Here is a 12013-nt window from a genome sequence, read left to right on the forward strand (position 1 = left end):
GTGCAATCGAGCAATGAAGCAGTACTTTTTTAATATTCACATTTCTTATCAGGAGTTTGAGCGGGTATACCGAGGAACAGCCCGCTCTATTATTGCTACCGACAGCAATGGCATGCGCATTCAGATCCCTGCTTTGCGCTTTTTGCCTTTTTTAGACCGAAGCGGAATAAATGGTCGTTTTGTCCTGTCTACTGACAGCAACAATAAATTTCTGTCACTTCAAAAAGTCTAGTCATCTATGTTGTAAATATGTAAAAACGTGGTTTAATTGTTTGTAAGGTGAAAGTGGTTGTTTTGTCGATTATTTTCTAAAGCCAACTACACTGAAATAAACAATAAGCCATTGTTTTACACAATAATAATATTACTCTACTAGGATAAGGAATGCGTTATGACAAGAGCGCAGCAACATGCCTCCGTACTGCTTAAAAAAGTCTATCAAATCGTCAATCAAAAACTGGATAAAACGGCTGCTCCCTTGGCCGAAGAATTTCTCTCGCGACTGTTTTCAGGCATGGGCAGTGACGATTTAGCCAATCGCAGCGACAGTGATTTATATGGGGTAGGAGTAGGGCTTTGGAATGCCCTTAATCATACTTCAACCTGCGAACGCCACATAAAGGTGTATAACCCCGAACTGAGCCGCCATGGTTGGCAATCTAGCCATACTATTATCGAGATAGTGGTGCCAGATTCACCGTTTCTGGTTGACTCCATCCGCATGGCTTTAGGACGTAGTGGCATTAATACTCACTTGTTAATGCATCAACCGATGCGCTTAGATCGAGATGATAATAACAAAGTGACGGCCGTTCATGATGTAGAGCATGCCCAGCTTGGCAATCAAACAGTATTCATGATTGAGATTGACCGCCAGAGCGATGAAAAAGCCTTACGACGCCTAAATAAAGAACTTAACACGGTATTGGATGAAGTTAATGTAGTGGTGAATGACTGGCAACCGATGCTCAACAAGTTAAAGTCGGTGGCGGATGAATTAGCTAATAGCAGTGGCGCCAAAGATGATCAATCTTTGGCCCAAAGCACCGCTTTTTTATCTTGGATGTCGGATAACAACTTTACCTTAATGGGCTATCGACACTATTCACTTAAGCAAGTAAAAGGCGATTTGCAGCTAATACCTGATGAAACTGGCAGTTTAGGTTTGTATCGAGAATACGTAACTAGCCAAGTTGTCTCATTGTCTTCTTACACCACCGCAGGGCGAGATTTAGCCACCAACCAAGTCCCCTTGGTGTTAAATAAGAGCAACCACAAGTCACGGGTACATAGACCAGCTTATATTGACCATGTTGGGGTTAAAGTTTTTGATAAAAATGGCAAAGTGGTTGGCGAGCACCGTTTCATTGGTTTGTATGCCTCTTCTATCTACAACCGTAGTGCTCTAGAAATTCCACTGATTAACCAAAAGCTAGCGAAGATAATGGTTAATTCAGATCTTCCTGCCGGCTCTCATGCTTATAAATCTTTACTAAACATCATGGAAACTTATCCCCGTGATGAACTTATTCAAGCCACCGAAGAAGAGTTACTCAACATTGGTTTAGGCGTAGAGCAAATCCAAGAACGTGATTTGGTGAAGTTGTTTGTACGTAAGGATATATACGGACGCTTTTATTCTTGCTTGGTGTATACCACAAAAGAGCGCTACAACACCGCTTTGCGGATTCATAGCCAGCAAATTCTTAAGGAGCATTTTAAGTCTAAGGAAGAAGTGGAGTTCTCAACTTACTTCACCGAAGGTTCAATGGCGCGAACCCATTACTTAGTGCGTGTAGAAAATAACGATCAGGAGTTTGACTTGAGCGACCTACAAACCAATCTTATTGAAGCCGCAAGAACCTGGGAAGATCGCTTAGTAGATTCACTTATTTCTAATTTTGGCGAAGAGCGAGCCATTCAGCTTAGTAATAAATATCAAACTGCTTTTCCTCGTTCTTATAAAGAGAATGTATTACCGGGCTCTGCGGTAGCCGATATTATTCAGTTTGAAGATCTTGATGATGAAAATCAGTTAGGCATGCTGTTCTATCGACCTCAGGAAGAAAACATCGATAGCAACCATGTTCGCTTAAAGCTGTTTCACCTAAATGAGCCTTTGCACCTGTCTGATATTTTACCCATGTTAGAGAACATGGGGTTGCGAGTAATAGGTGAAACGCCTTATCGACTTACCACTAGCGACGGAAAAGTATATTGGCTGCTCGATTTTGCCATGACCTTTGTCGCCTCTAAAGAGCTGGATATTGAAAAAAATCGCGATAACTTCCAGCAAGCTTTAGCACAAATTTGGTCTGGTAGTTTGGAGGATGATGGCTTTAACCGTTTAGTCTTGGCTGCTCAGGCGTCTGGTAGAGATGTGGCGTTGTTGCGTGCTTACGCAAAATACATGCGGCAAATTGGTAGCAACTTTAGCCAAAGTTACATTGAAGAAACTTTTGCTAGCTACCCAGATATATCGGTTCTGCTGCTAGAACTATTCCGCCGTCGTTTTAATCCCAGCCTCAAACGTTCAGATAAAACTGAAGAGAAGATTGAAGCTAAGTTAATTTCGCTGTTAGACGCAGTAGAAAACCTCGATGACGACCGAATCATTCGTCGCTATTTAGAGATGATTAAGGCCACCTTAAGAACTAACTTCTACCAGCTAAATCAAGATAAGCAGGTAAAAGATTATATCTCTTTCAAAATGAATCCGAGTGCAATATCAGACATGCCACAACCGGTGCCAATGTTTGAAATTTTTGTTTACTCTCCACGGGTAGAAGGGGTGCATTTAAGAGGCGGCAAAGTGGCACGCGGAGGTTTGCGTTGGTCAGATCGACGAGAAGATTTTAGAACCGAGGTACTAGGTTTAGTAAAAGCTCAGCAAGTTAAAAATACGGTAATCGTGCCAGTTGGAGCAAAAGGTGGGTTTGTATGTAAACGACTGCCAAGCCCAAGTGATCGAGATGCGTGGTTGGAAGAGGGTAAAGAGTGTTACCGCACCTTTATTCGCGGTTTACTCGATATTACCGACAACAACGTAAAAGGTGAGATTGTTCCGCCTAAGCAAGTGGTTCGTCGTGATGAAGATGACCCTTATTTGGTTGTAGCGGCAGATAAGGGTACTGCTACATTCTCAGATATTGCCAATAAGTTGAGTGAAGAATACCAATTTTGGATGGGGGATGCTTTTGCTTCAGGCGGCAGCAATGGATACGACCATAAAGGCATGGGCATTACCGCACGTGGTGCCTGGGAGTCGGTTAAGCGTCATTTCCGTGAAATTGGTATCGATTGCCAAACCACAGACTTTACCTGTATGGCTGTGGGCGACATGGCTGGCGATGTATTTGGTAATGGTATGTTGTTATCCGAACATACCTGCCTAGTGGCAGCATTTAACCACATGCACATTATTATTGACCCAACTCCCGATTCAGCCTCCTCTTACAAAGAACGTAAGCGTTTGTTTGAGTTACCGCGCTCTTCGTGGGCAGATTACGATAAGAGCTTAATTAGTGAAGGTGGTGGTATTTTCCTTCGTAGTGCTAAGTCAATTTCGCTTACACCTCAAATCCAAAAATTGTTAAATACAAAAGAGAAGAGTGTTACACCTAACGCGCTTATCAAACTCATCTTGTGCTCGTCTGTAGATTTATTCTGGAACGGCGGGATTGGCACATATGTTAAAGCAAGCTCGGAGTCTGACTCAGAGGTTGGTGATAGAGCTAACGACGCGGTGCGAGTTAACGGTAAGCAGCTTGGAGCCAAGATTGTTGGTGAAGGAGGTAACTTGGGTATCACCCAATTAGGGCGAATTGAAATCGCATCTAACGGTGGTCGAATAAATACTGACTTTACTGACAATGTGGGTGGCGTAGATTGTTCAGATAACGAAGTTAACATCAAAATATTACTAAATGGCTTAGTCAGCAATGGTGACTTAACCGAGAAGCAACGTAACAAACTACTGGTGGATATGACCGAGAACGTCAGCGAGATTGTATTAGATAACGCTTATCGTCAGGGCCAGTCTATTAGTATTTCAGAGCAATTAGGCGCCGCTACCGTTAAAGAAGTTATCCGCTTTATGCATGCTCTAGAGCGCGACACTCTGCTTGATAGAAACCTAGAGTTTTTGCCTAGCGACGAAGAGCTAATAGAGCGCCAATCTAATGGCCAAGGCTTAACGCGTCCCGAGTTAGCGGTATTAGTGGCCTACGGTAAGATGGTACTTAAAGAGTGGTTTAACGTTGAAGAGGTGACTGAAGATCCCTATTTGAGTCAAACACTCATCACGTCTTTCCCTTTGCTGTTACAGCAACGTTACGTAGCCGAGATGCATCAACACCCTCTAAAACAAGAAATTGTGGCAACTCGTTTAGCGAACAAAGTGGTTGACGATGTAGGTTTTAACTTTGTTACCCGTTTAGTTGAAGAAACAGGAGCGACTCCAGCTGAGATTTGTAACTGCTATGTCACTGCCTGCGAAGTGTTTGGTGTGTGGGAACTGTACGAAAAAATTGAAGGCTTAGATAACAAAATAAGTGCTCAGCTACAGTTGAAAATGATGGATAACTTGCGCCGCATTATTCGCCGTGCAACTCGTCGTTTCTTAACCTTGCGTGACCGCTCGCTGGGCATTGCTCAACAAATAGAACGCTATCAGCCTAGCTATTTACAGCTGCAAAAGAACCTTATGGATGTATTAGCCGCTGAAGAAGTTAAGCTGGTTAACGATGAGTCTAAACAGCTGCAAGACCAGCAAGTACCTGCAGAAATTGCTTGTGCAATGGCTAAAATGAACTCGCTTTACTCAGTGTTAGACTTAACTGAAGTAGCAGAGCAAGCTGAACAAGACATTGTAGCGGTAGCTAAGTTGTACTTTAACTTAGGGACTAACATTGGTTTGCATTGGTTCTTGGATCAAATCAACCTACAAAGTGTTGATAATCATTGGCAGGCACTAGCTCGATCTTCTTTTAGAGAGGATCTTGATTGGCAACAGCGTCAGTTAACGGTAAGTGCCTTGAAATGGGCCAGTAAAATGGAAAGCAATGATCCCTTAGATGATTGGTTAGCAGCCCACGAGCCTTTGTTAGACCGCTGGAATCACATGTTAGCTGACTTTAAGACCGGAAATACCCACGAGTTTGCAAAATTTTCGGTTTTATTGAGGGAATTGAACCTATTAAATTTAAACTGCTCCGTAAATTAGTATAAAATACTGCCCCCGAAGCCCTGCATCTTCGGGGGTCTTATACTAGGAGTTCAAATGTATTACCCACTTGCTCGAAAACTTATCTTTCAACTTGATCCAGAACGCGCACACGATCTTACTATTGAGATGTTCAAACGCACTGGTGGAACTTTATTAGATCGTGTTTACCGTCAGAATATCGCGCCTAATCCGGTAGAGTTGATGGGCTTAACTTTCCCTAATCCAGTTGGTTTAGCGGCAGGGTTGGATAAAAATGGTGAGTGTATTCAAGCCTTTGATGCTATGGGTTTTGGTTTTGTAGAAGTAGGTACTGTTACACCGCGTCCGCAATCTGGTAACGATAAACCAAGAATTTTCCGAGTATTAGATGCCGAAGGTATTATTAACCGAATGGGTTTTAATAACTTAGGGATCGACAATTTAATTAATAATGTTGAGCAAAGCCAATATAAAGGGATCCTTGGGATCAACATTGGTAAAAACTTTGATACTCCGGTAGAGAGGGGTAAAGATGATTATTTAATAGGCATGAATAAAGCGTTCCCGCATGCTTCTTATATTGCTGTTAATATTTCTAGCCCAAATACTCCTGGTTTACGTACACTTCAATATGGTGAAGCTTTAGAAGATCTATTGAAGGATCTAACTGAACGTAAAGATCAACTTTCTCAGCAATATAATAAACATGTTCCTTTATTGATCAAAATAGCGCCAGATTTATCAGAAGCTGAAATAGAACAAATTAGTGACTCTTTATTAAAATATAAGCTCGATGGTGTAATTGCTACTAATACAACGCTAGAGCGTTCAATGGTAGAAGGGATGAACCACGCTAGTGAAGCTGGTGGTTTAAGTGGACGTCCGTTGCAACTAAAGTCCACTGAAGTTATTAGAAAATTAGATCATTACTTAAAATCTGAGATCCCAATTATTGGGGTTGGCGGAATTGATTCAGCGATGGCCGCTAAAGAAAAAATGGATGCCGGCGCAAAATTAGTTCAAATATATAGTGGCTTCATTTATAAAGGCCCAGAATTAATTAAACAGATAGCCAAGGCTGTATAAATTTTAATTAATTTAATTTGTCTTTGTTGAGTTCTCGTAGTACATTTGTTTATTAAGTGAACTCAACATGGACAGTTTTTCTTTTTAGCAATGTTAATTCAACCTAATAAACAATGGCACTGGGTATTTGATACTAACAAGGGAGTAATGACTCTTGAGTTAGGTGAAAATATGCTGTTTGTGTCTAAGTTGTGTAAAAAGCGTTGTGTTCAACATGCTCAAGAAGATGGTCCGTTTACTACCGAGCATACTCAGCTCTATTATCAATTTCTCGAGCAGTTAGAACCCTTTAATTGGTCTGATCCCATTAAAGTGCAGATTTGTCTAAATGCTGTTGCTTCAGCTCAGTTCTTAAAACCGTTAATGCCGCAAAGCTGGTTTTTTACTAGTACTGCAAGCACTCATCAAAACCTCTTACAAGTCGGCGAGCTAGCGGTATTACAAACCGAAAACGCTCAAGCGCGTTGCGTGGTGGTAGAGGTGAGTGAGCAAACTTACACCTTGATGACGATTGAAGGTGGTTTAGTTCTGGATGAGCGAAAATCGCTAAGCCAATTCGAAGCCATAAAAGTTATGCAAGATCGGGTTGTTCCGCTTTCTCAGCTATTGCAAAACGCTAACGGCTTTGCCCAAACCGGCTAACCGGCGTTAACTAACTCCTTTAGTTGTTCCCTCATTTTCTGACTGATAAGCGGTTGAGCTTGTTGGTTTGGATGTATTCCATCGTTTTGCATCAGTGACGAGTTTGTGGCTATTTCTTCAATAAAAAACGGTAGATAGTTAATCTGTTGTTGCTCTGCAATTTTGGGGTACAAACCCTCAAAAGCTTGGCGATAGCGTTTGCCGTAATTAGGCGGGATGCGAATTTGCATCAACGCAATCTTGATGTCGTTTTGTTTAGCCAAGGCAATAATTGCGTTTAGATTGTTTTCAATGTTGGAAGTAGGGTGGCCTTGTAAACCATCGTTACCGCCTAGTTCAATCAATAACCAGTCGATCTTATGCTGTTGAATCAACGAAGGTAATCGTCTTAAACCACCTGCTGTAGTTTCGCCACTTATACTGGCATTGATGAGATCGATAGCTTGGTCTGTTTCGTTGTAGTATTGCTGGGTTAATGAAACCCAAGCCTGTTCTATTGGCATGCCATATCCAGCACTTAAACTGTCACCTAGAATAAGAATCGACTTGGTATTGGCAAAAGCCTTTGAACTCAATGTAAAAAAGAGTAAAACAGATAGTGTAACTAGCGTTAAAACTTTATTTTTGTGTCTAACCATCATTTTTGAGCACCTACTATATGCCTACAGCTAATTCAGATTCAGCGTCTAACATAATCATAAACGCCAGCGGACTCAATCATCATGTTGCAACTCCGGGTGGAAATTTAAATCTGCTGAATGATATTGAGTTAACTGTGCAACAGGGCGAATCTCTAGCGATTGTTGGAGCCTCTGGCTCAGGTAAAACCACTTTGTTGAGTATTTTGGCTGGCTTAGACAGTGCCAGTGAGGGTAGTGTGGAGCTTTGTTCAAAGAACCTAGCTGCGCTTGATGAAGAACAACGCGCTAGCTTACGTCGTGACAATGTAGGCTTTATTTTTCAGCAATTTTTGTTGGTGCCGGCACTAACTGCGCTAGAAAATGTGATGTTACCAGCGGAGCTTAAGGGTTTACCCAATGCTAAAGAACTCGCCGAGCAGTGGCTGGCTAAAGTGGGTTTAGCTGAACGTCACGATCATTATCCAAATCAGCTATCCGGTGGCGAACAGCAAAGAGTAGCTATTGCAAGGGCGTTTATTTGTCAGCCTAAAGTGTTGTTTGCCGATGAGCCTTCCGCAAACTTAGACAATAACAACGGCCAAATCATTGAAGATCTGCTGTTTGAGCTAAACCAACAGGCAGGCACCACTTTGGTACTGGTAACTCACGAGCAAAAACTGGCGGCACGTTGCTTAAGACAAATCACATTACAAGCTGGTCGTATTATTCAGTCTTAAGGAGCCAAGGATGAAGAGTTTAATTTGGCGTTTATTTAAGGCTGAGCTAAAGCGCGGTGAGTTAACCATTATTTCTGCCGCCATTGTGCTGGCGGTGAGTTCAGTGTGGTTGTTTACCAGCATAACAGACCGAATGGAGCAGGCCATCTTTAACAAAAGTGGTGACTTTATTGCGGCTGACCGTGTGGTTCGCAGTGCTCATCCCGTTGACTTACCTTTGGCTGTTCAAGCAGAGTCTTTACAGCTTGATTATGCTGAACAGTTGTTATTTCCCTCCATGGTTTATGGCAACGAAAACTTAGTACTCGCCAGTGTTAAATCTGTATCTCAAGACTATCCCCTTAAAGGGCGTTTAAGAATAAGCCGAGATAAAAATGGCTTAACAAATGAGTCCGCCAAAGGCATTCCTCAAGGTGAGGCTTGGATTGCAGAACGTTTGTTTTATCAACTTGATATAGACATCGGCGACTTAATCGAAATTGGCGAAGCAGAATTTCGAGTGACTGGCCGTATCGTTACCGAACCTGATGCCCCCTTCAGTGTATTTATGACCGCACCTCGAGTGATCATTAATATTAACGATGTTGCACAAACAGAAGTTGTACAGCCTGGCAGTCATTTAGGTTATCGCTATATGTTTGCTGGAGATAAAAGCCAGCTAGATGCATTCGAAAATTGGGTAACACCGCAGCTTGCCGATAATCAACGCATGGTAACGGTACGTAGTGGCAACTCTCCTTTAGCGGGAGCCTTGCAAAGGGCCCAGCAATTTTTGCTATTAGCTGGTCTTATCGGAATTTTACTTGCCAGTGCAGCCATTGCGGTAGCTAGTCGCTTATATTGCCAGCGTCACTACGACACTGTTGCAATGTTTAAAGTGCTTGGTGCCAATAAGCCACAGATCAGAACCATTTATTTAGGACACCTGTTTACCGTGGTATTGGTGTCTATTGTACTGGGCATTGCTTTGGCCACGTTGGTGCAATGGCCGGTGACCCATTATGTTGAAAAGTTACTCAATATTGATCTACCGAGTGCTGGTGCTGCGCCCTACTTAATGGCTGCAGGTAGTGGTTTGATTTGTGGGGTTGCGTTTACGCTGCCAACACTGTCTCAGCTATTTAACATTGCACCTATGCGAGTAATTCGCCGCAATAGTGATGATGCAGTGGTGAATCCAATATGGATTGCCTTGTGGATGCTAGTGAGTGTATTTGCGCTACTGTTACTTTATAGCGGTTCATTTACCTTGAGTGCTATTTTGCTCGGAGTAGGCTTGATTGCAGTAGCGCTGTTACTGGTTGTAAGCCAATTACTGCTCTGGGGCAGTAAGAAGCAGGCAGAGAAACTGAAAAGCCTTAGTTTGAAGATTGCGATTTCGTCTCTTTATAAAAGAGCTAAGCAAAATAGGGTTCAGCTTATTGGCTTTACTGTGGCCATCAAGTTAGCTCTGGTAGTTTGGGTTATCCAACAAGATTTGATTAGTGAGTGGCAGCAACAGCTTCCAGAAGGCGCGCCTAATCACTTCATGTACAATATTTCCGAGCAGCAGAAGCCTGAGCTAGCCTCTCGTTTTGCCGATGAAAGCGTTGAACTCACCACCATGTTCCCAATGTTACGAGGTCGGCTGGTTGCCATCAACGAAGAAGCAGTTAGTCAAGAACGAGAGGGGGAGTACTCAGAGAAGACTTCTTCACGACGCCGAGGAGCTGGTCGCGAACTTAATTTAAGCAGTGTATTGGAGCTGCCTTATCGTAATGAGCTGGTAGCAGGTGAATGGCTTACAGCTGGTAGTACTGGTGAGGCTTCGGTAGATGAAGAGTTTGCCGAACGCTTAGATATTAAGCTTAACGACACTCTTGAATTTATGATTGGTGCCAGTCGTTTTACGGTTACCGTAACAAGTTTGCGCAGTATCGATTGGAATACCATGCAGCCTAATTTTTACGTATTGCTGAGTCCCGATATTCTGCAAGACTTTCCGACTGGCTATTTAACGTCGTTTAATTTACCCGAAGATAAAGCGGCTTGGATGGCGCAAACCATGGCGCGTTTTCCTACCTTAGTATTGATTAATGTTAAAGCCTTGATTGAACAACTGTCTCAGGTGGTTGATCAGGTCGCGTTAGCGCTAAGATTAGTGTTAGTGGTAGTGCTACTTGCCAGCAGCTTAGTGTTGTATGCGCAAGTACAAAGCTCTTTGGAAGAACGTAGACGGCAAACGGTGATATTGAGAACTTTAGGCGCCAGTGCAAAGCTACTGCGTAATGCGGTAATTTATGAGTTCGTAATACTCGGCTTCTTAGCCGGATTTATTGCAGCCAGTGCCGCCCAAACTATTTTGGTGCTACTGCAAGTGTTTGTGTTTGATATCGGCGCTTCCATTAACCTAGGGTTGTGGGTACTTGGGCCGTTGTTAGGCACCTTTTTAGTCGCCTTAATGGGCGCTGGAGCAACCTTACGTTTGTTGAAACAAAACTCTGCACAATTGGTGAGAAATTTGAACTGATTAGCGCTTAGTAAATATCTGTTATAAAGACGTTTCAATATCTCTGTAATTGATTATATACTTATGAAAAAATGTAATAAGAACTCGCTAACCGGATAGTTAGCGCTATAGTTTTTTCGCGCCAGAGAACTCAACTACATGAAATTGCAGCAGTTACGTTATATCGTCGAAGTAGTAAACAACAACCTCAATGTGTCGGCTACTGCGGAGAGTTTATATACTTCGCAGCCCGGTATTAGTAAACAAATTCGTTTGTTGGAGGATGAGCTAGGGGTTCAGATATTCAAGCGTAGCGGCAAGCACCTTAGCCAAGTAACTCCTGCTGGCAAAGAAATCATTCGCATCAGCAATGAGATTATGGCCAAGGTCGAAAGCATTAAAGCGGTAGCTAATCAGCATACTCACCCAGACCAAGGCTCGCTTAATATCTCAACCACTCATACTCAAGCGCGTTATGCGTTGCCTGAAGTTATTCAAGGTTTTATCCATCGTTACCCAAATGTTTCTTTAAACATGCATCAGGGCACGCCTAACCAGATAAATGAAGCAGTGGCTAAGGGCAGTGCAGACTTTGCCATTGCCACTGAGGCACTGCATATTTTCTCCGATTTAGTGATGTTGCCTTGTTATCATTGGAATCGCAGCATATTGGTGCCCAAAGAACATGAGTTGGCGAAAAAACACTTAAACGGTGAAGTCGTTACCATTAACGATTTAGCTAAGCACTCCATTGTTACTTACATTTTTGGTTTTACTGGTCGCTCCGATTTAGATGATGCCTTTGGCCGTGCTGGTAAAGTGCCAAAGATTGTCTTCACTGCAACTGATGCCGATGTGATTAAAACCTATGTTCGAATGGGAATTGGCGTTGGTGTGTTGGCGAGTATGGCTATCGATAAGCAACAAGATCAGGATTTGGTAGCGATTGATGCTAGCCATTTATTTAGAGCAAGTACCACTAAGATTTGCTTTAGAAAAGGTACTTTCTTGCGTACTTACATGTACGATTTTATTGAACGATTTGCGCCACACTTAACCCGAGACATTGTCGATAGAGCGGTGCAAGCCAAGTCTCTCGATGAAGTGGAAGAGCTGTTCAAAAATATTGATTTACCCGTTATGTAGTTGTTCCTCCTAAAGCAGCCAGATGGCTGCTTTTTTGTTTGCCGTATCCCCAGCCATTGATAATAAAATTAACTATAATTGTGATTTA

General features: G+C 42.6%; 8 protein-coding genes. 7 read left to right on the forward strand and 1 reads right to left on the reverse strand.

Annotated features, from left to right (window positions below; genetic code table 11):
* Positions 1-13 precede the first annotated feature (13 nt).
* From OV592_RS09725 to OV592_RS09740, 4 genes are all read left to right on the forward strand, one after another.
* Positions 14-232, forward strand: a complete 219-nt coding sequence (locus OV592_RS09725) for a DUF2835 domain-containing protein (protein ID WP_016401874.1) — start codon at positions 14-16, stop codon at positions 230-232.
* Between the two features lie 159 nt (positions 233-391).
* Positions 392-5224 (forward strand): NAD-glutamate dehydrogenase, encoded by a 4833-nt coding sequence (locus OV592_RS09730; RefSeq protein ID WP_406611240.1) that lies wholly within the window; start codon positions 392-394, stop codon positions 5222-5224.
* A gap of 57 nt (positions 5225-5281) precedes the next feature.
* Positions 5282-6292 carry a quinone-dependent dihydroorotate dehydrogenase gene (gene pyrD, locus OV592_RS09735; RefSeq protein WP_406611241.1) on the forward strand — a complete coding sequence of 337 codons (1011 nt, stop codon included), beginning with the start codon at positions 5282-5284 and terminating at the stop codon, positions 6290-6292.
* 90 nt (positions 6293-6382) lie between these two features.
* Positions 6383-6934, forward strand: coding sequence for a cell division protein ZapC domain-containing protein (locus OV592_RS09740; RefSeq protein ID WP_406611242.1), 552 nt, complete (start codon positions 6383-6385; stop codon positions 6932-6934).
* Here OV592_RS09740 and OV592_RS09745 read toward each other — a convergent pair.
* A complete protein-coding gene (locus tag OV592_RS09745) occupies positions 6931-7575 on the reverse strand; it encodes an arylesterase (RefSeq protein ID WP_227981203.1) in 645 nt (214 codons plus the stop codon). The genes OV592_RS09740 and OV592_RS09745 overlap by 4 nt on opposite strands.
* Positions 7576-7592: 17 nt before the next feature.
* Here OV592_RS09745 and OV592_RS09750 point away from each other — a divergent pair, with 17 nt between their 5' ends.
* The 3 genes from OV592_RS09750 (at position 7593) to cysB (ending at position 11925) form a co-directional block, all read left to right on the forward strand.
* Entirely contained in the window at positions 7593-8291 is a 699-nt protein-coding gene (locus OV592_RS09750; protein WP_220721233.1) for an ABC transporter ATP-binding protein, read from the forward strand.
* Between the two features lie 10 nt (positions 8292-8301).
* The gene (locus tag OV592_RS09755; protein ID WP_406611243.1) at positions 8302-10800 is read left to right on the forward strand and encodes an ABC transporter permease; all 2499 of its coding nucleotides are present in this window, start codon (positions 8302-8304) and stop codon (positions 10798-10800) included.
* Between the two features lie 138 nt (positions 10801-10938).
* Entirely contained in the window at positions 10939-11925 is a 987-nt protein-coding gene (gene cysB / locus OV592_RS09760) for an HTH-type transcriptional regulator CysB (RefSeq protein ID WP_016401866.1), read from the forward strand.
* The last annotated feature ends 88 nt before the right edge of the window (positions 11926-12013 follow it).

Origin of the sequence: Agarivorans sp. JK6 (genome assembly GCF_045277145.1) — a bacterium.
In the GTDB taxonomy this organism is placed as follows: Bacteria; Pseudomonadota; Gammaproteobacteria; order Enterobacterales; family Celerinatantimonadaceae; genus Agarivorans; species Agarivorans albus.

What these genes read in the sequence shown, in the direction of transcription:
- pyrD (WP_406611241.1), top strand. Translation starts at nt 5,282, where the DNA reads ATGTATTACCCACTTGCTCGAAAACTTATCTTTCAACTTGATCCAGAA.
- cysB (WP_016401866.1), top strand. Translation starts at nt 10,939, where the DNA reads ATGAAATTGCAGCAGTTACGTTATATCGTCGAAGTAGTAAACAACAAC.
- OV592_RS09755 (WP_406611243.1), top strand. Translation starts at nt 8,302, where the DNA reads ATGAAGAGTTTAATTTGGCGTTTATTTAAGGCTGAGCTAAAGCGCGGT.
- OV592_RS09740 (WP_406611242.1), top strand. Translation starts at nt 6,383, where the DNA reads ATGTTAATTCAACCTAATAAACAATGGCACTGGGTATTTGATACTAAC.
- OV592_RS09745 (WP_227981203.1), bottom strand. Translation starts at nt 7,575, where the DNA reads ATGATGGTTAGACACAAAAATAAAGTTTTAACGCTAGTTACACTATCT.
- OV592_RS09725 (WP_016401874.1), top strand. Translation starts at nt 14, where the DNA reads ATGAAGCAGTACTTTTTTAATATTCACATTTCTTATCAGGAGTTTGAG.
- OV592_RS09750 (WP_220721233.1), top strand. Translation starts at nt 7,593, where the DNA reads ATGCCTACAGCTAATTCAGATTCAGCGTCTAACATAATCATAAACGCC.
- OV592_RS09730 (WP_406611240.1), top strand. Translation starts at nt 392, where the DNA reads ATGACAAGAGCGCAGCAACATGCCTCCGTACTGCTTAAAAAAGTCTAT.